This window comes from Oceanimonas marisflavi (assembly GCF_003049725.1).
Lineage (GTDB): Bacteria > Pseudomonadota > Gammaproteobacteria > Enterobacterales > Aeromonadaceae > Oceanimonas > Oceanimonas marisflavi.
In genome coordinates, this window is the sequence record NZ_QAGM01000007.1 from 23,504 (window position 1) to 43,527 (window position 20,024).

The 20,024-nt window shown below is 60.0% G+C and carries 22 protein-coding genes; 3 read left to right on the forward strand and 19 right to left on the reverse strand.

Annotation, left to right across the window (positions count from 1 at the left end):
* Positions 1–58: 58 nt before the first annotated feature.
* The 7 genes from DA373_RS06125 to DA373_RS06155 form a co-directional block, all read right to left on the reverse strand.
* On the reverse strand, positions 59–1,615 hold the full coding sequence (locus tag DA373_RS06125) for an ABC transporter substrate-binding protein (RefSeq protein ID WP_107851451.1): 1,557 nt from the start codon (positions 1,613–1,615) through the stop codon (positions 59–61).
* A gap of 35 nt (positions 1,616–1,650) precedes the next feature.
* A complete protein-coding gene (locus tag DA373_RS06130; protein WP_107851452.1) occupies positions 1,651–3,378 on the reverse strand; it encodes a dipeptide ABC transporter ATP-binding protein in 1,728 nt (575 codons plus the stop codon).
* A gap of 453 nt (positions 3,379–3,831) precedes the next feature.
* On the reverse strand, positions 3,832–4,314 hold the full coding sequence (locus tag DA373_RS06135) for a phosphatidylglycerophosphatase A (RefSeq protein ID WP_107851453.1): 483 nt from the start codon (positions 4,312–4,314) through the stop codon (positions 3,832–3,834).
* Positions 4,311–5,279 carry a thiamine-phosphate kinase gene (gene thiL, locus DA373_RS06140; protein WP_107851454.1) on the reverse strand — a complete coding sequence of 323 codons (969 nt, stop codon included), beginning with the start codon at positions 5,277–5,279 and terminating at the stop codon, positions 4,311–4,313. Before thiL ends, DA373_RS06135 begins: the two co-directional genes overlap by 4 nt.
* A gap of 48 nt (positions 5,280–5,327) precedes the next feature.
* Positions 5,328–5,738 carry a transcription antitermination factor NusB gene (gene nusB, locus DA373_RS06145; RefSeq protein ID WP_107851455.1) on the reverse strand — a complete coding sequence of 137 codons (411 nt, stop codon included), beginning with the start codon at positions 5,736–5,738 and terminating at the stop codon, positions 5,328–5,330.
* Positions 5,739–5,751: 13 nt separating this feature from the next.
* Positions 5,752–6,219 carry a 6,7-dimethyl-8-ribityllumazine synthase gene (gene ribH, locus DA373_RS06150; RefSeq protein ID WP_014291642.1) on the reverse strand — a complete coding sequence of 156 codons (468 nt, stop codon included), beginning with the start codon at positions 6,217–6,219 and terminating at the stop codon, positions 5,752–5,754.
* 106 nt (positions 6,220–6,325) lie between these two features.
* Positions 6,326–7,249: a mechanosensitive ion channel family protein gene (locus DA373_RS06155; protein ID WP_107851456.1), complete on the reverse strand. Its 924-nt coding sequence runs from the start codon at positions 7,247–7,249 to the stop codon at positions 6,326–6,328.
* A gap of 215 nt (positions 7,250–7,464) precedes the next feature.
* Between DA373_RS06155 and DA373_RS06160 the strand changes: the two genes are divergently transcribed.
* Positions 7,465–8,367 (forward strand): DMT family transporter, encoded by a 903-nt coding sequence (locus DA373_RS06160; RefSeq protein ID WP_107851457.1) that lies wholly within the window; start codon positions 7,465–7,467, stop codon positions 8,365–8,367.
* Here the strand turns inward: DA373_RS06160 and siaD are convergent.
* The 12 genes from siaD to glyA all read right to left on the reverse strand — a co-directional run bounded on the left by siaD (position 8,364) and on the right by glyA (position 18,795).
* Complete coding sequence (gene siaD / locus DA373_RS06165; RefSeq protein WP_107851458.1) at positions 8,364–9,155, reverse strand: biofilm regulation diguanylate cyclase SiaD; 792 nt, start codon at positions 9,153–9,155, stop codon at positions 8,364–8,366. The two genes, DA373_RS06160 and siaD, sit on opposite strands and share 4 nt — an antisense overlap.
* Positions 9,148–9,525: a biofilm regulation phosphoprotein SiaC gene (gene siaC, locus DA373_RS06170; protein WP_107851459.1), complete on the reverse strand. Its 378-nt coding sequence runs from the start codon at positions 9,523–9,525 to the stop codon at positions 9,148–9,150. The genes siaD and siaC overlap by 8 nt, the downstream gene beginning before the upstream one ends.
* Before the next feature lie 20 nt (positions 9,526–9,545).
* The gene (gene siaB / locus DA373_RS06175) at positions 9,546–10,088 is read right to left on the reverse strand and encodes a biofilm regulation protein kinase SiaB (RefSeq protein WP_107851460.1); all 543 of its coding nucleotides are present in this window, start codon (positions 10,086–10,088) and stop codon (positions 9,546–9,548) included.
* Positions 10,048–12,093: a biofilm regulation protein phosphatase SiaA gene (siaA, locus tag DA373_RS06180; RefSeq protein ID WP_107851461.1), complete on the reverse strand. Its 2,046-nt coding sequence runs from the start codon at positions 12,091–12,093 to the stop codon at positions 10,048–10,050. Before siaA ends, siaB begins: the two co-directional genes overlap by 41 nt.
* Positions 12,094–12,375: 282 nt before the next feature.
* Positions 12,376–12,720 (reverse strand): HopJ type III effector protein, encoded by a 345-nt coding sequence (locus tag DA373_RS06185; RefSeq protein WP_107851462.1) that lies wholly within the window; start codon positions 12,718–12,720, stop codon positions 12,376–12,378.
* Positions 12,721–12,735: 15 nt separating this feature from the next.
* Positions 12,736–13,395, reverse strand: coding sequence for an alpha/beta hydrolase (locus DA373_RS06190; RefSeq protein WP_107851463.1), 660 nt, complete (start codon positions 13,393–13,395; stop codon positions 12,736–12,738).
* Positions 13,388–13,942 carry a HutD/Ves family protein gene (locus DA373_RS06195; RefSeq protein WP_107851464.1) on the reverse strand — a complete coding sequence of 185 codons (555 nt, stop codon included), beginning with the start codon at positions 13,940–13,942 and terminating at the stop codon, positions 13,388–13,390. The genes DA373_RS06190 and DA373_RS06195 overlap by 8 nt, the downstream gene beginning before the upstream one ends.
* Positions 13,943–14,009: 67 nt before the next feature.
* The gene (gene ribBA / locus DA373_RS06200) at positions 14,010–15,119 is read right to left on the reverse strand and encodes a bifunctional 3,4-dihydroxy-2-butanone-4-phosphate synthase/GTP cyclohydrolase II (RefSeq protein ID WP_107851465.1); all 1,110 of its coding nucleotides are present in this window, start codon (positions 15,117–15,119) and stop codon (positions 14,010–14,012) included.
* Positions 15,120–15,149: 30 nt separating this feature from the next.
* Positions 15,150–15,803: a riboflavin synthase gene (locus DA373_RS06205; RefSeq protein WP_107851466.1), complete on the reverse strand. Its 654-nt coding sequence runs from the start codon at positions 15,801–15,803 to the stop codon at positions 15,150–15,152.
* Positions 15,803–16,918, reverse strand: coding sequence for a bifunctional diaminohydroxyphosphoribosylaminopyrimidine deaminase/5-amino-6-(5-phosphoribosylamino)uracil reductase RibD (gene ribD, locus DA373_RS06210; RefSeq protein WP_107851467.1), 1,116 nt, complete (start codon positions 16,916–16,918; stop codon positions 15,803–15,805). The genes DA373_RS06205 and ribD overlap by 1 nt, the downstream gene beginning before the upstream one ends.
* The gene (gene nrdR, locus DA373_RS06215; protein WP_107851468.1) at positions 16,919–17,368 is read right to left on the reverse strand and encodes a transcriptional regulator NrdR; all 450 of its coding nucleotides are present in this window, start codon (positions 17,366–17,368) and stop codon (positions 16,919–16,921) included. It lies immediately after the preceding gene.
* Positions 17,369–17,541: 173 nt separating this feature from the next.
* Complete coding sequence (gene glyA / locus DA373_RS06220) at positions 17,542–18,795, reverse strand: serine hydroxymethyltransferase (RefSeq protein ID WP_107851469.1); 1,254 nt, start codon at positions 18,793–18,795, stop codon at positions 17,542–17,544.
* 237 nt (positions 18,796–19,032) lie between these two features.
* Between glyA and DA373_RS06225 the strand changes: the two genes are divergently transcribed.
* Together DA373_RS06225 and DA373_RS06230 are read left to right on the forward strand one after the other, a co-directional pair.
* The gene (locus DA373_RS06225; protein ID WP_107851470.1) at positions 19,033–19,656 is read left to right on the forward strand and encodes a molecular chaperone TorD family protein; all 624 of its coding nucleotides are present in this window, start codon (positions 19,033–19,035) and stop codon (positions 19,654–19,656) included.
* 7 nt (positions 19,657–19,663) lie between these two features.
* Complete coding sequence (locus DA373_RS06230; protein ID WP_107851471.1) at positions 19,664–20,017, forward strand: DUF2956 domain-containing protein; 354 nt, start codon at positions 19,664–19,666, stop codon at positions 20,015–20,017.
* Positions 20,018–20,024: the final 7 nt, after the last annotated feature.

Sequence of the window (20,024 nt, forward strand, 5' to 3'; positions counted from 1 at the left end):
AACCCACTCCCTGCTCCCTATTCCCTATTCCCTATTCCCTACTCCCTATTCCCAGGTCTTATTCTTCGACGACCAGATCACCCAGATAGGGGAAGTCCATGGCGTTCACCACGGCTTCGGCCTGAACGTTGTTGCGGGCGCCCCAGGCCAGATCCTGCCAGTGCAGGGGCACAAAGGCGGCATCGTCATAGAGGATTTTCTCCGCCTTCTGCAGCATGACTTCCCGCTTTTCACCGTCGGTTTCGACGTTGGCGGCTTCAATCAGCTGGTCCAGCTCGGGGTTGGCATAATGACCACAGTTATACTGGCCCCGGCCGGTTTCCTCGTTGCGGGTCATGGTGAGGAATTCGGAGAAGTTGGCGGTATCCTCAGTGTCGGAGTGCCAGCCAATCATCAGCATGTCGGCGGCGCACTTGTCGAACTCGGGCCAGTACTGGGCCACCGGCAGGGTCTTGAGCTCCACATCAATGTTGATGCGCGCCAGCATGGCCTTGACCGCTTCGGCAATACGGTAGTCGTTCACATAGCGGTTGTTGGGGGCGATCATGCTGATCTTGAAACCATCGGCGTAGCCGGCTTCCGCCATCAGCGCCTTGGCCTTTTCCAGATCGTAGCGGGGCACCAGCTCCGGGTTGTGACCCACATAACCGGCGGGGGCCTGCTGGCCGGCGGTGGTGCCAAAGCCGCGCATAATGCGCTTGACGATGCCTTCCTGGTTAATGGCGTAGTTCACCGCCTGGCGCACCCGCACATCCCGGAACGGCTCAAAACGATCCTGGTTCAGCTGGAAGGTAATAATGCGGGTGCCCGACTCGGTCACCAGCTTGACGCCATCGGCAGACTGCACACGCTTGTGATCGTTGGGGGACACCGGCTTGATAAAGTCCACGTCACCGGCCAGCAGGGCGGCCACCCGGGTGGCGTCTTCCTTGATGGGCACCAGGGTCATGTGCTCCACGTTGCCGGGGGAATTCTTGTCCCAGTAATCGGCGTTGCGCTCATATTCCACCTTCACGCCCTGCTGACGGAACTTCAGCTTGAACGGGCCGGTACCTGAAGGGTTGGTAGAGGCAAAGGTGCTGCCGTGCTTGGCCAGTTCGCTCTTGTTTTTGCCGTCCTCTGTGGTGCCGGTGTAGAACTTGCTGTCCATGGGGAACAGATAGGTCACGGTATTCAGCACCAGCGGGAACGGGCCCTTGGTCACCAGATCCACTGTGTACTCATCCACCTTTTTCGCTTCGGCAAAGGGTTCGAAAATGGCCTTGAAGTCGGGTGAAGATTTCAGACGGTTAAGAGTCCATACCACGTCGTCGGCGGTAAAGTCGTTGCCGCTGTGAAATTTCACACCCTGGCGCAGATGAAAGCGCATGGTGGTGTCGTCCACCCGTTCCCATTTTTCAGCCAGCCGCGGCTCAAATTTAAAATCCTTGGTCCAGCGCACCAGGGGGTCAAACACCAGGTGCGACATTTCCAGGGTGGCGCCCGAGATCTGCTCGTGCGGGTCCATGGAGACCGGATCGGCATCGTAGGCAATGGTAATGTCGGCGGCCTGCACACTGAAGGCGACACCGGCGGCCACCAGGGCGGCAGCTATTTTGTTGAGTCCTTTTTTCATGTAACACTCCATTTACTTGAGTTAATGTTGCGCTCTTAAGCCTGTTGCGAAATATCCAGCCCTTCCCGGGACATGCCCTTGAATTCGGGCATCAGCGAGATCAGCGAGCGGCTGTAGGGATCTGCGGCATTGGTAAACAGTTGCTCGGTGGCGGCCACCTCCACCAGGGTGCCCTTTTTCATCACCCCGATGCGGTCGCACATTTGCCGGATCACCGGCAGATCGTGACTGATAAACAGCATGGTGAGCCTGAGCTCGTCCTGCAGATCCTTGAGCAGGTTAAGGATCTGCGCCTGCACCGACACATCCAGCGCCGAGGTGGGCTCATCGCAGATCAGCAGCCGTGGCCGGGTGGCCAGCGCCCGGGCAATGGAGATGCGCTGGCGCTGACCGCCGGAAAACTCGTGAGGAAACTTCACCCCGGCGGCCCGGCCCAGCCCCACGTAGTCGAGCAGATCGGCCACAATGCCGCGAATTCGCGCCTCGCTCTCGGCCAGACCGTGAAAGCGAATGGGCTCGGCAATAATGTCTGCCACCCGCATGCGCGGATTGAGCGACGAATAGGGGTTCTGAAACACCATCTGCATCTGCCGGCGCAGCGGGCGGCGCTCCTGCTCGGTCTTGATGGCGGTGAGCTCTATGCCCTCGAACCAGATTTTGCCGGTATCGGGCGGATACAGGCCGGTAATGGCCCGGGCAATGGTGGACTTGCCGGAGCCGGACTCCCCCACCAGGCCAAAGGTTTCACCTTCGTGAATTTCAAAGCTCACATCATTGGTGGCCTGCAGATATTCCCGGCGGGACGGAAAAATCGAGTCTTTGGTCACAAAGCGCAGATTGCAGTGCTCCACCCGCAGCAGGGCGCCTTCATAGTCGCGCTGATCCTGACTCTGGCCCAGCCAGTGGTGTTTCAGATCCAGAGTGGCTTTCTCTTTGGCGTCCTCGATATAGGACACCAGCGGAAAGCGGCGCAGCTTGATGTCGGAGCGGGGCACGGCGGAGATCAGACTGCGGGTATAGGCATGCTCGGGGGTGCCCAGCACTCGTTCCGTGGGGCCAATTTCCATCAGTTTGCCGCGGTACATCACCGCCACCCGGTCGGTAACGTTCGACACCACCCCCATATCGTGAGTCACCAGCATGCAGCCCACGTTACGCTCCTTGCACAGGCCGCGAATGAGGTTGAGGATCTGATCCTGAATCGACACATCCAGCGCCGTGGTGGGCTCGTCGGCAATGATCAGCTCCGGATCGCAGGACAACGCAATGGCGATCACCACCCGCTGGCGCATGCCGCCGGAAAACTGATGCGGATACTGCTGAATGCGCAGCTCCGGCTGGGGAATGCCCACCGCATCGAGCAGGGAAATGGCTTTCTTGCGCGCCTGCTCGCGGCTGAGACTGGTATTGGCCAGCAGGGTCTCGACCATCTGAAACTCCACCGTAAACAGCGGGTTCAGGGAGGTCATGGGATCCTGAAAAATAAAGCCGATGCGCTTGCCGCGCACCGTGCGCATGGCGTTGGGCGACAGCGCGGAGATTTTCTCGCCATCCAGATACACATCGCCGCTGGCAATGCGTCCGGGCGGGCTGAGCAGGTCGATCACAGCATTGCCGATGGTCGACTTGCCGGCGCCGGACTCGCCGACCACGCCCAGTATTTCACCCTTTTCAATGGTGAAGGAGAGATCTTCCACGGCGGCCATCACGCCGTGACGGGACGGATATTCAATCCGCAGGTTTTTTACTTCCAGTAGCGACATGCTCATCCTTAAACGGGTTTTGCTCCCGTTGCTGCGCCTGAGGAGTGACCGGGCTTCAAGGTGCCTTCAATATAGCCTCATTCGGCAATGTGCCACCCGTATCAAACGCAACAAAACAATAACATCCAGGTGCATTCTAATCCGGCATTACGCCAAAAACAAAGACTGATTGAATAGAACAGCGTCAATTTATCAGCACATTTAACAAGTGATGAAAAATAACGCAGAACTTATGACTAAACCTTTACTGAAAGATAAAGCAAGCGTAAGCAAAAGAAAACAGGGGAAAACGCCAGGGGAATGGGGAATGGGGAATGGGGAATGGGGAATGGGGAATGGGGAATGAGTAGGTTGTGATGAGCGCAGCGAATCACAACACAACCGGCGGCGCCGGCTGCATGTTGGAATTCGCTACGCTCATTCGCAACCTACTGACTTAGCTCAGCTTACGGCTTACAGCTGCAATAAAGCCAGGCCCTGCAGGCAGGCCAGGGCAAACAGGCCGGCGATCAGATCGTCTAGCATAATGCCAAAACCGCCGTGCACCCGGCGGTCGAACCAGCTGATGGGCCAGGGCTTGACCATGTCAAAGAAACGGAACAGCACAAAGCCGATGGCAATCCATTTCCAGCCCGCCGGCGCCGCCAGCATGGTCACGCCAAAGCCGATAAACTCGTCCCACACAATGGCGCCGTGATCGTGGCGGCCAATGGCGGTGGTGGCGGCATTGCAGATTTTAATGCCGGCAACAAAGCCGACGATCAGCAAGGCCACATAGAGCCACAGCGGCAGGCCGGCCATCAGCAAGTACAACGGCACGGCCGCCAGGGTGCCCATGGTGCCGGGCATTACCGGGCTTAAGCCTGAGCCAAAGCCCAGGGCCAGCAGATGCAGCGGGTTGGACAGCTTCAGCGCTGCCAGCTCGGGCTTTCTCATTCGCCGCTCCGGAAATGATCCCAGCTTCTGGCGGCCAGCTTGTAGGGCTTGCCGTCAGCATGCAGCTCTACCCCGGGCTCACCCGCCACCATACGACCAATACGGGTAAACTTGACCCCGCAATGAGCCAACGCAACTTCCAGCTGCCCCCGGTGCATTTCAGGCACGGTAAAGCACAGTTCATAATCGTCGCCGCCGGTCAGCGCCAGCTGCCAGCCCTGCTCCCGTGTCACCGAGTCGAGCATGGCCTGGCTCAGGGGCAGGTGCTCCAGCTCAAGCACGGCACGCACGTTCGAAGCCTTGGTAATGTGGCCAAGATCGCCGAACAGGCCGTCAGACAAGTCCAGGGCGCTGGAGGCAATATCGCGCAGCGCCTGACCGGCGAGAATACGCGGGTGCGGGTGTTCAAACTTGGTGCGCACAAAGGCTTGGTGAAACTCGCTCACCTCAATCTTGCCCAGCTGCTGTTGCAGACCCAGGGCCGCATCTCCCAGGGTGCCGGTCACATAAATGCCGTCGCCGGCCCGGGCGCCATCGCGGCGCAGCCCCTTGCCCCTGGGCAGAGAGCCGTGCACGGTCACGGTAATAGAGAGCGGCCCCCGGGTCATGTCCCCCCCCACCAGGGCCACGTTGTAATATTCCGCCAGTTCAAAGAAGCCTTCACAAAAGCCCTTCAGCCAGGCCTCGTTGACTTCAGGCAGGGTCAGCGCCAGCGACACCCAGCAGGGGTCGGCGCCCATGGCCGCCAGATCCGACAGATTCACCGCCAGCGCCCGGTGGCCGAGGGCCACCGGATCCATATCGGCAAAGAAATGAACGTCCGCCACCAGGGTATCGGTGCTCACTGCCAGCAGGGTATTGGGTGGCATCTGCAGCAGGGCACAGTCGTCGCCTGGCCCCATGATCACGTCCTTGCGACCGCTGTGGCCGGTAAAATATTGTTTTATTATTTCAAATTCATTCATAGAAAATGAAAAGCCAGCGTTCAGCTGGCTTTTTTCCCGTGCATTCTGTTATTTTTTCAACTGCTTGACGACCTTGTCGAGCACGCCATTCACGAACTTGTGACTGTCTTCGGCGGCAAACGCCTTGGCCAGCTCAATGGCTTCGTTGATAACGACCCGATAAGGCACATCTTCACGCCGGGTCAGCTCGTAGCAGGCCAACCGCAGCACCGCCTTGTCTACCATGTCCAGCTCGGCGAGCGGACGGGACAGGTAAGAAGAAAAGACGCCATCCAGATCGTCGGCATGTACCGACACACCAAACAGCAGATCACGGAAGTAATCCATGTCTACACCCTTGGTTTCCTGTTCCAGGGCAAACTGCTGGGCAATGTCGGCCACGTTGTCTTTGGTCATTTGCCACTGGTAAATGGCCTGGGTGGCGAGACGGCGGGCCTTGCGGCGTTCAGACGGTTTCAATGCAGTACTCCTCTCAGTCCAGCTGTTGCAGGACGTTAATCATTTCCAGCGCGCTCAGGGCCGCTTCTGCGCCCTTGTTACCCGCCTTGGTGCCGGCGCGCTCGATGGCTTGTTCAATGTTTTCGGTGGTCAGCACGCCAAAGGCGACGGGGATTTCATAATCCATCATCACGCTGCTCATGGTTTTGCTGTTTTCGTTGGCCACCAGATCAAAGTGATAGGTGCCGCCGCGGATCACGCAGCCCAGGGCCACAATGGCGTCGTACTTGCCGGTTTTGGCCAGCTTTTTACAGGCCAGGGCAATTTCTACCGCGCCGGGTACCCGTACCAGGGTAATGTTGTCATCCTTGACCTGGCCCTGACGCTTGAGCACGTCCAGGGCGCCGGCCACCAGGCTGTCGTTGATAAAGCTGTTGAAGCGGGCGACCACGATCGCCACTTTGGCCTCAGGTGCGGCCATCAGCCCTTCGATTACCTTCATGGGAATCCTTGTTTGCAGAAAAGTGCGCACATTCTAGCACAATCGGCGATTGACAAAAGCCTTGGGGGCGTCTCCCGCCGGACATTGCGCACAGCCGCCAGAGCACTCAGTCGCCGGTGGCCGCCCCCTCTGCGCCATCCTCGTCCTGGCGCTGCAGCAGACACAGGCGGGTTTCACCGGGCATATCCACATTGGCGCCTTCCAGGGTCAGCTTGATGGTCTTCACCACTCGGGCATGAGTCCGGGTCACCGTGCTCTGCTGGCTGTCGGTCCACCAGCGCACGCGAATGGTGACCCAGCTGGCGGCCAGATCCCAGGGCAGCGCCTGCACCTCCTTCTCCGGGCTTACCCCTTCCACCTTTGCCACCGCCTGCTCCAGCAGCTCGCAGGCGCGGTCGATGTCGTCTTCATAGCCAATACCCACATCATACTGGCTGCGCCGTATGGCATAGGCGGTTTTTACCAGCACCGCATTGGTGTAGATATCACTGTTGGGGATCACAATGCGCCGGCCATCGTGGGTTTTGATGATGGTGGCGCGGGTTTCAATGCGCTCCACCGTGCCATGATGGCCGTTCACCTCTATCTGGTCGCGAATATTAAAGGGCTGACGCAGCAGGATCAGCAGACCGGCCAGCCAGTTTTGCAGTATGTCCTTGAAGGCAAAGCCAATGGCCACCGAACTCACCCCCAGGCCGGCGATCAAATCTCCCGGCCTGAGGCTGGGAATGACAATGGTCGCCGCCAGCAAAAAACCCAGCAGCACCATGGCCCATTTGACAAAGCCGCCCAGCACTTCGCCCAGATTTTCCCGCTCCCGCCGCCGGGCATGGGCCAGCACCATGCGCCGCACCAGCACCGCCAGGCCGTAAAAAAGCGCCAGCACCAGCAACGCCACCACTATGTTGGGCACCAGCCGCACGGCGCCGTCGAGCCAGCTGTCGAGCCGCTCCATGATGACACCGGGATCCATGTCGATTTGCTGAGGTTGATCCTGTTCGCCGCCCGCAGCCTTGTCATGCTCCGCCATGCTCTCCTCCTGCCGGTGCCTCATGTTGCACCCTGTAAAAAGCGTAGGCTACCGGCCGGCATGCTACCCGGCTCACAAAGAAACGCCGGGGCAGGTGTGCAAGCCCGGACAAATCCCTTAGAGTAGGCCAACATCAGACAAGCGTCCGATTGTCCGGTTTTGCGGCGGATCCGCCGCGTAATTCTTCTTCACATCAAGCTATTCAAGGGGTTTTTATGCTGCCGGAACGGCGCGGCGATCTGCTTATTTTAACCGCTACCCTGCTGGCCTCGGCGGGCTGGCTGTTTTCCAAGGAGGCGATCACCGCCCTGCCCCCGGCCGGCTTTGTGGGCTGGCGCTTTGTGCTGGCATCGCTCATTTTGCTGCCCTTCTGTTACCGGCAGCTGCGCGCCACCTCCCTGTCCAACCTGTTCAAAACCGCGGGCATCGGCCTGGTGATGACCCTGAACCTGATTTTCTGGATTCAGGCGGTGTCGCACAGTGAAGGCATTGGCGAGGGCGCCTTTATCATGAGCCTGGCCATGCTGATGGTGCCGCCTCTGGCCTGGCTGATGTTTCGTGAGCCCCCCAGCCGCCAGTTCTGGATAGCACTGCCCATTGCCGTGGCCGGACTGTTTTTGCTGACCTCGGGCAACGGATTCTCGCTGTCGCTTGGGCAGCTGCTGTTTTTGCTGGCCTCGCTGTCACTGGCGCTGTATTTCAGCCTGAACAGCCGCTTTTCCCGTCGGGTGGATCCCATGGCGCTCACCTGTGTGCAACTGGCGGTCACCGGCATTATGCACCTGGGCTACTCCGCCCTGTTTGAACAGTGGCCCGGGCAGATCCCCGACCATATCTGGGGCTGGTTTGCCGCCAGCGTGCTGCTGGCCACCTCGCTGCGCTTTTTCTGTCAGAGTGCCGGACAGAAGTTCAGCAATGTGGCCAATGCGGCGCTGATCATGATGCTGGAGCCGGTATGGACGGTATTGATAAGCGTGTTCTGGTATCACGAGCCGATGCCGGCCCAGAAGATAATGGGATGTGTGCTGATTTTGCTGGCGCTGCTCAGCTTTCGCAGCCGGCCGCTATATGAATGGTACCGCAACCGCCGGGCATTGCGGATATCTCGAAGCGGCTAGCCGCTTTCGGAAGTGGCCATGCACAGCCGGTTCCGGCCGGACTGCTTGGCCCGGATCAGCGCATGGTCGGCCCGGCGAATGGTGTCATCCAGGGGCTCCTGAGCATGGTATACCGTCAGCCCGGCACTCACCGTTAACTGCAGCTCAGGGATGGCGTCCAGCCGCAACTGCTCTATCGCCGTCATCATCCTTTCAAGCAGGGCTTTGGCCGGCTCCAGGCCGGTATGGGGCAACAACAGCATAAACTCCTCTCCCCCCCAGCGGGCGCACAGATCCTGAGTACGTAACTGCGAGCTGATCATGTTCACCAGCCGGCACAGTACCTGATCACCCACATCGTGGCCAAAACCGTCGTTAATGCGCTTGAAATGATCCACATCGATCATGACCAGGGCAAAGGCCGGTTGGCCACGCCGGCAACGGGCCTGCTCATCATACAGCCGCTCCATCAGCTGGCGCCGGTTGGCCAGGCCGGTGAGTGGATCCTTCAGGGCAGCATGACGCAGCTGCTCGTTCAGCTCTATCAGATTGCGCTGATAGCGATCGGAAATACGGGTGATCTTGTCGAGCCGTTTCAGCTGACGATCATACTGCTGCAGCAGGTCCTGACTGTGGGACACCGCCATACCGTAGCTGCAGTCGGAGATACGCAGCAAGCGCTCCAGCCGAATGCGCTGCTCACGGTTTTGCTCCACCACCGCCATCAGCAAGGGCAACAACGGATTGTTCCGATGCTCGGGCAGTGCCAGCAACCGCTCCAGCTCTTCGTCCGAGGGCAACTCAGCCATGAGCCAGCACCTCAAAGGGGAAACTGCAGTCTTCCCGGAATTCATCGGCCAGCTCTTCCACCCGCTCGTTTTCCGGATCAAAAAACCATTGCACAGACACGTTCCGCCCCTTTTCAAAGGCGGCTTCCAGCATGTCGAAGATGTCCATCATGGCCTTGACGCTGCTGGTGTTCATGTAAACCAGATGCAGCTCCAGATGCAGTGCACCGGTACGGCTGGCAAGATATTGTTCAATCCAGCCAATGATGTCCTGAAAGAATTCAAAGGAATTTTCCGGATAGGAGTCTCCCTTCATGGCCACAGTGCCATGCTCAGGATCGCAAACAACATCAGGCGTTGAATGAGTACCGGTTATTTCCAGTGTGTTCATTGCCAGTTCCGTTTCCATACTTATACCACCGCCAAAATACTTAAAAATCCGCGCCCTTCGCCGATTTCCACCAGACGGGCCGTCATGGGGGAAGCAGATTTGCGCGCCACATCCAGCAAGCCAAGCCCGGCGCCATTCGTACTCCCTTCGTCCCGGGGCTTGCGCAGTTGGGTCTTGTAAGCGGCTTTAAGCTCACTCCTGTCCATGACCGCCAATTCTTCAAGTCGCTTGCAAATGGCCTCGCCGTCGGCAAGCTCCACCAGATTGCCGGCCATGACGTTGTAACGACCGGCTTCATTCCGGGCCACCACCACGGTAGCCGAGCCTTCATATTCGCTGTAATTCATGCGGCTGGCGTAATGGCGAATATTTTGCGTCAGCTCAATATAAACGCCAAATACATCCATGGCGGCACCGGGCTGAGCATTATCGGCCTGCAGATAATTGCGCAGCGCCTTGCCAATTTCCTCGATCAGGCTGCGGGAAATGGGGCCGTTAAAACACAGCAGAATACGGTTTTGATTAAACTGCTCTCGTATCGACAGCAGATCTATGCCTTGCATGGTTTACTCCTTGTAAGTTGGCTTCCATTCGAAACGCCAGCAGAGTGATGTCGTCCCGCTGGGCATGATTGCCACGATATTCATCCAGCGCTTGCTTCAGTGCTTCGGCCTGTTCGCCCAGGGGCCGCTGTGCATGGGTGCACAGCAATTCCCGGAACCGGCTGCCCCCCATGCCAAAGCCCTTGGCGCCGCCGGCCTGATCCAGGTAGCCGTCTGTGCTCAGGTAATACACCTTGTCATCACTGGCCGGCAACACCCGATCTTCAAACACGCCCCGGCGCCGGTCCAGCAGGCTGCGACGCTGACCCTTGTGCTCTTCCACCGTTGTGCCATCGCTGCAATACAGCGACATTTTGGCCCCCGCAAACACCAGCTGCCGGGCCTGCGGGTCCACATACACCAGGCCGGCATCCATGGTGGTGGCCATGCCCCGGGGCAGCTCGCAGTCCTGCAACATGCCCCTGAGGGTCTGATCCGCCAGCTGCAAAATGGCTGCCGGCGAGTTCATCCCCTGCTCGCGCACTGCATGATCCAGAGCGGCACGACCCAGCATGGTCATCAGTGCCCCGGCCACGCCATGGCCGGCACAATCAACCACCCCCACCAGAAAGCATCCCTGTTCACCGGGCTGAAACAGATAGAAATCTCCCCCCACCACATCCCGCGGATGCCACAGCACAAAATGATGTTCACCCAGCACTCGGGTCATCTGGCGGTCGGGCAAAATGGCTTTCTGGATCAGGCTGGCGTAATCGATGGAGTCGTTAATCTGCTGATGGGCCTGGCGCATTTGCCGGTTGGCCCGCTCCAGCTCTTGCGTACGGCTTTGCACCGTTTGTTCCAGCTCTTTGGTATGGTTGCGTACCTTGCTTGCCATCAGTGCAAAAGCCCGGCTCAAATCACCGATCTCATCTCCCGAGGGGGCCGGCAGCGACACATTATAGCTGCCCTCGGCAATGGCGGAGGCCGAGCCTTGCAGGCGCCGCAACGGGCGCAGCACCACCCGCTCCACCCCATACGCCAGCCCCAGCAGCAACACGGTCAGCATCAGCACCAGGCCAAGCAGTGCCACCTTGACCAGACTGGGATCCAGTACCTGCGCCAGCCCCAGATCCACCGCCGTGACCAGATACCAGTCCAGCTCTGGAATATAACTGAGGGCCAGCAGCTGCCGTTTGCCATTCAGGGTGAACCAGTCCATGACCACATCACCGGAATCCGCCGCCCGGGCCTGCAGCAGGCTCAGCCGCTGCTCCTGCCCGGACGAATCCAGCATATCGTGCAGGGTCGTGCTTTGGTCATTCACGCCCGCCGCCGAGCCCAGGGCGATCAGACTGGCGTCGGGGTGCGCCTGAAAGCGGCCATCCCGGTCGAGGATCATGGGCATGACCCCCTGCTGGTTAATGGCGATAAAATTGTTGATAAAGCGGGTCAGGTCAATGCCGGTGCCGGCCAGCCCCAGCGATCCGTTTTCACCTTCCACCCGCACATTGATCCACACCCGGGTAGTACCAAGCCGGGCATCGTGATTGACATTAATATTAAGCCGTTCGCCTGTCTGCATAAGATTAAAGAACCACTGATCCTCGGCGCTGGCAGGAGCCAGGCGATAACTGGGTTTGGCATCAAAGGGCTGCTCGGGAGCACGATAGTAATAGTCGCGGCTGGCGGCGTTGACCAAAAACCAGGAGTGGCTGCTGAATTCGGCGGCAAACCCCTCGGCTTCATCCATAAACAGTCCGGCGTCATCCTTGCCGGCAAGCCACCGGCGGGTTAATACCGAATCGGCAAAACGGCGTGACAAGGCCAGCTCACGAACGAGCGGTACCAGGATCTGCTGACGGTTTAAACGCGTGAAGTTTTCTGCATAGGCGCGGCCAAAGTGCTCCTGCACGCCGCTCAACAGCTGCCAGCCGATGCCAATGGCCGGAATAAAAGCCAGCACACAGGCCAGCAACAGGGCCCAAATGGATTTCGCCCGAAGTCCTTTTCCCCAAATGGCCATGCTTGCCTTTATTAATTAAATAATATGGTTGTGGCCGGTATTGTTGACCCTTTTCTCCATAAACTCAATCTGAAAGGAGTATTTCGAATCTGTAGAGGAGAATGAGTGAAATGTTGGGATTCGCTACGCTCATCCCAACCTACGCCTGAAGATAGTCGGTAGTTGGCCTCGCTCCCACGCTCCGGCGTGGGAGTGTGTACCGGCCATGAAGCCGGCACTGTCTGTCATTAAGGTATGCGTTCCCACGCAGAGCATGGGAACGAGGTAAGGGCCTACAAAGGCTTACTTCGCGGTGAGCGCGTCGCCGCTGAACTCGATGCCCGCCCAGCCGGTTTTCATAAAGTTGCGAATGTTCTGGTGATCGTCGCCGTCCGGGTTGCCGAGCACGTCGTTGCGATAGAAGGCGCCAAAGCAGGCCAGGGTCTGCTGCTGGTCAAAACCCTGCAGCCGGGCAAAGGCAAACAGCTTGCAGGAGCCGTTGTTCTGGCCGGCGTCGTTATGCTGATCGCCATTGGTAAAGGCCACCGGATGAAACTCGTAAAAGCCGTCAATCAGCGCCATTACTTCGGCGAACTCAATGGTTTCCGGCGCATCGGCCAGCTTGGTCTGCAATTCCTGAATGTTCATTAGGGTTCCTTTTGCTTATTTGAGTGCCAGACAGCGGCACAGAAAACGGGAAATATCGGCGATCTCTTCGGCGCACACCGCGTGCGGCATGGGGTAGCTGTGATATTCGGGCACATGGCCGAGGGCTTCCAGGGCGCGGCAGGCCCGCAACCCCAGCTGCTCGCTCACCACCGGATCCTGCGTGCCGTGCAGCACCAGAATGGGCAGCGCACGGTTGGCATCGCTAGGCATTATGCTATCGGCGGTGGCGAAATAGGTCGACATGGCAATCAGTCCGCCCAGGGGCTGGTCAAAACTCAGCGCCGCCTCATAGGCCACGGCGCCGCCCTGGGAAAAGCCCGCCAGCACAATACGCCGGCTGTCGATGCCGGCGGCAATCTGCTGTTCAATCAGTTCAGTCACCGCCGCCGCCGAGGCGCGCAGCTGGGCTTCATCCACCTTGCGGTCGATATCCATGGCCAGAATGTCATACCAGGCGGGCATGGCCATGCCACCGTTGATGGTCACCGGCATGGCCGGCGCATGGGGAAACACAAACCGCACCGCCGCACCGGCAGGCAGTCCCAGCTCGGGCACGATGGGGGCAAAGTCGTGACCGTCGGCCCCCAGGCCGTGCAGCCAGATCACGCAGGTATCGGGGTTGGCGGCGGTGTCGTGACACAGATACTCAAGCATGGCGGGTCTCCGTCAGTGAATGGGGGTACAGCTCAATTTCGATCAACGGCCGAGAGGCCTCGGCGGGCGCCAGGCTCAGGACTTCGCCCGGTTCCAGCAGCCACAAACGGGGCTCGTCGCCGTGCTCATAGAGCAGCCGGGCCGGCGCGCCGTCACTGATAAACTCCTCGCCGGCCCGGCGCCGGTGCACCCGCAGGCTGGCCCTGCCCCAGTCGCGGCGGACCATCAGGTTGAAGTCGAGACACTCCCCGCCCAGCAGCCGGCAGTGCACCGCCTGCTCACCGGCAAAATGCAGCGGCGCAAAGGGCGTGTCCAGGCGGTGCGGCTCACCGGCCAGATCGAGCGCAAAGCCGTCGCCGCTCAGCAGCATCAGCACGCGATCCACGCCGGGAAAATACGAAAAGGGCCCGCTTTGTCCCACCCGGGCCATGGACAGGCGCAGATCGAACTCGCCACCGGCGGGCAGCCGGAACAGCTCGCGGGTGGTGCCGCCGCCGTTTTTCCAGGGCATGTCGGTAAAGTCGGCGCGGGTCAGCAGCTTGCTCATTGAAAGGCTCTCACAAAAAGTCCGGCCGGCATGATGCCGGCCGGAACGGTATGCCGGTGATCCGGCCTTATTCGGTGACGTATTCCACCACTTCCAGGCCAAAGCCCGACAGCGCGTGGTAACGCTTGGGCGAGCTCAGCAGGCGCATCTTGCCCACCCCCATGGCGCGCAGGATCTGCGAGCCCACGCCCACCCGGCGTGACGTGCCCTGACGCTTGGCCGCTTCCGGGCGCTCGCCCTTGTCGGCGGCTTCAAACATGCGTACCACAGACAGCAGGTGATCCGGGGTTTCTTCCTTGCCGAGGATCACCAGCACGCCGCCTTCGTCGGCAATGCGCGCCATCGACTTGTCCAGCGGCCAGCTGCGGCTGGCGTGGCGGTCGGTCATCAGCACATCGGTGAGCATGTCGTGAATATGCACCCGCACCAAGGCCGGCTGATCCGCCTTGATCTCGCCCTTGCGCAGGGCAAAGTGCACCTGGTTGTCGATGGTGTCGCGGAAGGTCACCAGCTCGAACTCGCCGTGATCGGTGGGCAGCTTGCAGCGGGCCACCTGCTCTATGGTGGTTTCATTCTGGTTGCGGTACTCAATGAGATCGGCAATGGTGCCCAGCTTCAGGCCGTGCTCTTCGGCGAACTTTTCCAGATCCGGGCGGCGCGCCATGGTGCCGTCTTCGTTGAGAATTTCCACGATCACCGCCGCCGGCTCCACGCCCGCCAGCCGGGCCAGATCACAGCCGGCCTCGGTGTGGCCGGCGCGGGTCAGCACGCCGCCGTTCTGGGCCTTGAGCGGAAAAATATGACCAGGCTGCACCAGATCGGCAGGCTTGGCGTCCTTGGCCACGGCAGCCTGCACGGTGCGGGCGCGGTCGGCGGCGGAAATGCCGGTGGTCACCCCTTCGGCGGCCTCGATGGACACGGTAAAGGCGGTGGAGAACTGCTCGGTGTTGCGGCTCACCATCTGGGGAATGTCGAGCTGACGGCAGCGGTTCTCGGTCAGGGTCAGGCAGATCAGGCCCCGGCCGTATTTGGCCATAAAGTTGATGTCTTCCGGACGCACGTGCTCGGCGGCCATGATCAGATCGCCTTCGTTTTCCCGGTCTTCGTCATCCATCAGAATGACCATTTTGCCCTGACGAATGTCGTCGATGATTTCCTGGGTACTGCTTAAGGCCATGATGTTCCCCTTGAGTAATTCGGTTAGCCGCTATTTCACAAAACCACTGGCGGCCAGGGTCGCCAGGGTGAGTCCGCCACCGGCCTGAGTCTGGCCGCCGGTCAGCAGGCGCTCCAGGTAGCGGGCGATAATGTCTACTTCCAGGTTGACGCTGCGGCCAACCTGCCAGTCGTTCAGTGTGGTGTTATTCAATGTATGGGGCACCAGCGTCAATTTAAAGGCCGCGCCCGATACCGCGTTCACGGTCAGGCTGATGCCGTCCACGGTAATGGAGCCCTTTTCGGCAATATAGCGGGAAAGCTCGGCCGGGGCGTCGATCCACAGCTCAATGGCAAACCCCACTTTGGCCTTTTTGCTGATGCGGCCCACGCCGTCCACATGGCCGGACACCAGATGACCGCCGAGCCGGGTGGTGGGCAGCAGCGCCTTTTCCAGATTGACCGCCTGGCCCGGCTGATAGTCGGCAAAGCCGGTGCGATTAAGAGTTTCAATCGACACATCGGCGCAATAATAATCCTTGCCCAGTTCGGTCACGGTGAGGCAAACGCCATTGGTGGCGATGGAGTCGCCCAGGGCGACGTCGGACAGATCCAGCCCCGGGCAGTGAATGCGGATCACCGAGGAGGCACCCTTTCGCTCAATGGCGGCCAGGGTGCCGGTGGCTTCAACAATACCGGTAAACATCAGTCGATTACCCTTGCAGTCAGTTTGAGATCGCCACCCACCAGGCGGCAATCCTGCCAGGCCAGCCTTGGCGGCTGACTCATGGCGGTAAATTCCGGCAGAGCCAGCAGGCCCCGTGCCGGGTTGCCCATCAGCATGGGCGCCTGATACACAATCAGTTCATTCACCAGACCGGCAGTAAACAGCGCCCCCCCAAGAGTGGCCCCCGCCTCTACCCAGAGGTGATTAAGCTGACGCCGGCCCAGCTCGTCGAGCAGCAGCTCAAGATCCAGCTTGCCACTGGCAGAAAGCCGCAGCACGCATTCTTCCACCTCATCGCCAAAACCGCCGGTCACCTCGCCGCGCAGCAGCAGCACAGGGCCGGGCTGCGCAAACAGCCTGAGCCCGGCATGCAGCCGGTTTTGGGTGTCGATCACAATGCGCAGGGGCTGACGCAGTTCGGCTTCGGCATAGTCATGGCGCAGCGAGGCCGGCAGCTCCTGCCAGCGCACGTTGAGGGCGGCGTCGTCCATTAATACGGTGTTGGCGCCGGAGAGAATGGCGCAGCTTTGCGCCCGGTGGCGCTGCACATCGCGCCGGGCGGCGGGTCCGGTGATCCACTTGCTTTCGCCGTTGGCCAGTGCAGTGCGTCCATCAAGACTGGCGGCCAGCTTCAGGGTAACAAAGGGCCGGCCGGTGCGCATGCGGTGCAGAAAACCCACATTCACCGCCTCGGCGGCCTCTGTCATCAGTCCGGCCTCGGCCTGAATGCCCGCTTCCTGCAGCATGGCCAGGCCACGACCGGCCACCTGCGGGTTGGGATCCACCATGGCGGCCACCACTCTGGCCACGCCGGCGTCGATCAGTCCCTGGGCACAGGGCGGGGTGCGGCCGTGATGAGAGCAGGGCTCCAGGGTCACATAGGCGGTTGCGCCGCGCGCGGCCTCACCGGCGGCACGCAGGGCAAACACCTCGGCATGGGGGCCACCGGCACGCCGGTGAAAGCCCTCGCCCGCCAGTTGACCGTCTTTCACGATCACACAGCCCACCGCCGGATTGGGGCTGGTGGTAAAACGGCCACGGCGGGCCAGCTCAAGCGCCCTGGCCATCCAGTGCGCGTCTTGGGTAGTGAACACTTATTGCTCCAGGCGGGCTATCTCTTCGCCAAACTGGCGCAGATCCTCAAAACAGCGGTAAACCGAGGCAAAGCGAATATAGGCGACCTTGTCGAGCTGCTTGAGCTCTTCCATCACCAGGTTGCCCACCAGCTCCGACGGCACTTCCCGCTCGCCGGTGGCCCGCAGCCGCGACTTGATGCGGCTGATGGACTGCTCAATGGCCTCGGTGCTCACCGGGCGCTTTTCCAGCGCCCGCTGCATGCCGGCTTCCAGCTTGTCTTCGTTGAAGGGTTCGCGAATGCCGCTGGTCTTGATGATACGCGGCATCACCAGCTCGGCGGTTTCAAAGGTGGTAAAACGCTCCCGGCAGGCATTGCATTCCCGCCGCCGGCGCACCTGCAGGCCATCGCCCACCAGACGGGAGTCGATCACCTTGGTTTCGGTTGCGTTACAAAAGGGGCAGTGCATGGTGCCTCCACGGGGCCTGTTAATCGGCTGTTAGTGTAAAGAAGCGGGCTGTGGATTAAAAGCGGGGAGTTAAATACAGGGACTCGGGATTGGGGAATGGGGAGTAGAAAATAAAAAAGGGACCGGGGTACAAATCCCCAGTCCCTATTCCCTAATCCCTAATCCCTACGCTGTTACGCGTAAACCGGGTGGCGACGGCAGATATCCAGCACCTGCTCTTTCACGCTGGCGATGGTGGCGTCGTCGTTGATGTTGCTCAGCACATCACAGATCCAGCCGGCCAGCTGGCGCACTTCGGCTTCCTTGAAACCACGACGGGTCACCGCCGGAGTACCGATACGGATACCGGAGGTCACAAACGGAGAGCGCGGGTCGTTGGGCACGGCGTTCTTGTTCACGGTGATGAAGGCGCGGCCCAGGGCGGCGTCGGCTTCCTTACCGGTGATGTCCTTGTCGATCAGGTCCAGCAGGAACAGGTGGTTGTGAGTGCCACCGGATACCACTTTAAAGCCACGCTTCTGGAACTCGTCGGCCATGGCCTGGGCGTTTTTCACTACCTGAGCCTGGTATTCCTTGAACTCGGGCTCCAGGGCTTCCTTGAAGGCCACGGCCTTGGCGGCAATCACGTGCATCAGCGGGCCACCCTGACCACCGGGGAACACGGCGGAGTTCAGTTTCTTTTCCAGCTCTTCGTTGTTGGCGGCAGACAGAATGATGCCGCCACGGGGACCGGCCAGGGTCTTGTGAGTGGTGGAGGTCACCACGTGGGCGTGAGGCAGCGGGTTGGGGTACACACCGGCGGCGATCAGGCCGGCCACGTGAGCCATGTCAACCATGAACCAGGCGCCTACCTTGTCGGCGATTTCGCGCATGCGGGCCCAGTCAACGATACCGGAGAAGGCGGAGAAGCCACCGATGATCATCTTCGGCTTGTGCTCAATGGCCAGACGCTCCATTTCTTCATAGTCGATCACGCCCTGATCGTTGATGCCGTAAGGCACGATGTTGTACAGGCGGCCGGAGAAGTTGGCGGGAGAGCCGTGAGTCAGGTGACCACCGTGGGCCAGGTTCATGCCCATCACGGTGTCGCCGGGCTTGACCAGCGCCAGGAAGACGGCGGAGTTGGCCTGAGAGCCGGAGTGCGGCTGCACGTTGGCCCAGGTGGCGCCAAACAGCTCTTTAACACGCTCAATGGCCAGCTCTTCCACTACGTCGACGTATTCACAGCCACCGTAGAAACGCTTGGCCGGATAGCCTTCGGCGTACTTGTTGGTCAGCTGGGAGCCCTGAGCCTGCATGACCCGCGGGCTGGTGTAGTTTTCGGAAGCGATCAGCTCGATGTGCTCTTCCTGACGCACGGTTTCACTGCTGATGGCCTGCCACAGCTGGGGATCATAGTCGGCGATATTCATCTCACGCTTTAACATCCGTCTCTCCTGACTCATGGGGGATTGTCACTGAAAGCCAGAGTGTACCCCCAAGCGGCGGCCCGGCCTAGTCCTGAGGACCGGATTTACACTTTTTTTTTACCTTTATGTTGAAAACTTCACAAAAAGTTGAAGACCCATTAACACAATCCATGTTCGGCACGGGTAGGAATCCTATCGGCAAACCCGATAGAATGGTTTTACTTTCCCAGACCAAACAAGCTGTTGAAGAGAATTATGCAAGAAGCCTTCAGAGTAACTTCCCAGCGCCGGGCCGAGCTGTATTACTGGTTTACCGCCCTGTTTGCCGCTCCCCTGAGCGAAGATGAACTCAGCGAGTTTGGCGGCTACGACATGCACCGCTTTCTCGACAGTCTGGCCACCCTGGATCCGCTTACCGAGGCGGCCGAGGCCTTTCGCAGCCAGGCAGAACAGGCCCTGCAGCAAGCCGAACCGCAACCTGCCCTGAGTCATCATTATCAGCAGCTGACCGGCAAGCCCTCGTTGCTCGACATTACCCGCCTCACCGAGCCGGATCAGGAAGCCCTGCTACTGATGACGGTGCTGCTCAAGCAGCACGGCACCGGGCTGGCCGACGACGATCCGCTGCATGTGTGCAACCAGCTGGAAATGATGGGCACCCTGGCCATGGCTGCCGCCGAGGCCGGTAACGATGAACAGCGCACCCGGCTGCTGGATCAGCAACGGGAGCTGGCCAACACCCTGCTTATTGACTGGCTGCCCGTCTTTGCCGGGCGCTGTGCCGAGCGTGACGAACAAGGCTTTTACGCCGCCGCCGCTGCCCTGCTGCAGGCCGTGTTTATCATGGATCTGCATTACCTCAACAATGTGGCGGAATAGGCAATCCATGCGTTATAAAAAACACAAAAAGACCGATGCCTCACCCGAAACCCGGGCCGAAGCCGAGCGGGTGGCCAAAGCCACTCAGCGTCCCGGCCAGACCAAGGAGCAGACCCGGCTGATTGCCCAGGGGATTCAGAAAGGCATAGAGGAATATAAAAAGCAGCAAAAGGCCAAAGCCCGGGCTGCCGACAAGGCCCGCCGGCAGCAACAGCGCCAGCAGGATACAGAGGAAAACACGGAAGGTGGCGGCGGGCCTGAACTCGCCCCTGCCGGGCGTTCTGCCCTGCTGCCCTGGATACTGCTGGGTCTCAGTTGGGCCGGATTCCTTCTATACTTGTGGCTGCCCCGCCACGGCTGAACAGGAG

Coding starts and splice junctions, on each gene's coding strand:
- DA373_RS06125 (WP_107851451.1), bottom strand. CDS start 1,615: ATGAAAAAAGGACTCAACAAAATAGCTGCCGCCCTGGTGGCCGCCGGT.
- DA373_RS06130 (WP_107851452.1), bottom strand. CDS start 3,378: ATGTCGCTACTGGAAGTAAAAAACCTGCGGATTGAATATCCGTCCCGT.
- DA373_RS06135 (WP_107851453.1), bottom strand. CDS start 4,314: ATGAGAAAGCCCGAGCTGGCAGCGCTGAAGCTGTCCAACCCGCTGCAT.
- thiL (WP_107851454.1), bottom strand. CDS start 5,279: ATGAATGAATTTGAAATAATAAAACAATATTTTACCGGCCACAGCGGT.
- ribH (WP_014291642.1), bottom strand. CDS start 6,219: ATGAAGGTAATCGAAGGGCTGATGGCCGCACCTGAGGCCAAAGTGGCG.
- DA373_RS06155 (WP_107851456.1), bottom strand. CDS start 7,249: ATGGCGGAGCATGACAAGGCTGCGGGCGGCGAACAGGATCAACCTCAG.
- DA373_RS06160 (WP_107851457.1), top strand. CDS start 7,465: ATGCTGCCGGAACGGCGCGGCGATCTGCTTATTTTAACCGCTACCCTG.
- siaD (WP_107851458.1), bottom strand. CDS start 9,155: ATGGCTGAGTTGCCCTCGGACGAAGAGCTGGAGCGGTTGCTGGCACTG.
- siaC (WP_107851459.1), bottom strand. CDS start 9,525: ATGAACACACTGGAAATAACCGGTACTCATTCAACGCCTGATGTTGTT.
- siaB (WP_107851460.1), bottom strand. CDS start 10,088: ATGCAAGGCATAGATCTGCTGTCGATACGAGAGCAGTTTAATCAAAAC.
- siaA (WP_107851461.1), bottom strand. CDS start 12,093: ATGGCCATTTGGGGAAAAGGACTTCGGGCGAAATCCATTTGGGCCCTG.
- DA373_RS06185 (WP_107851462.1), bottom strand. CDS start 12,720: ATGAACATTCAGGAATTGCAGACCAAGCTGGCCGATGCGCCGGAAACC.
- DA373_RS06190 (WP_107851463.1), bottom strand. CDS start 13,395: ATGCTTGAGTATCTGTGTCACGACACCGCCGCCAACCCCGATACCTGC.
- DA373_RS06195 (WP_107851464.1), bottom strand. CDS start 13,942: ATGAGCAAGCTGCTGACCCGCGCCGACTTTACCGACATGCCCTGGAAA.
- ribBA (WP_107851465.1), bottom strand. CDS start 15,119: ATGGCCTTAAGCAGTACCCAGGAAATCATCGACGACATTCGTCAGGGC.
- DA373_RS06205 (WP_107851466.1), bottom strand. CDS start 15,803: ATGTTTACCGGTATTGTTGAAGCCACCGGCACCCTGGCCGCCATTGAG.
- nrdR (WP_107851468.1), bottom strand. CDS start 17,368: ATGCACTGCCCCTTTTGTAACGCAACCGAAACCAAGGTGATCGACTCC.
- glyA (WP_107851469.1), bottom strand. CDS start 18,795: ATGTTAAAGCGTGAGATGAATATCGCCGACTATGATCCCCAGCTGTGG.
- DA373_RS06225 (WP_107851470.1), top strand. CDS start 19,033: ATGCAAGAAGCCTTCAGAGTAACTTCCCAGCGCCGGGCCGAGCTGTAT.
- DA373_RS06230 (WP_107851471.1), top strand. CDS start 19,664: ATGCGTTATAAAAAACACAAAAAGACCGATGCCTCACCCGAAACCCGG.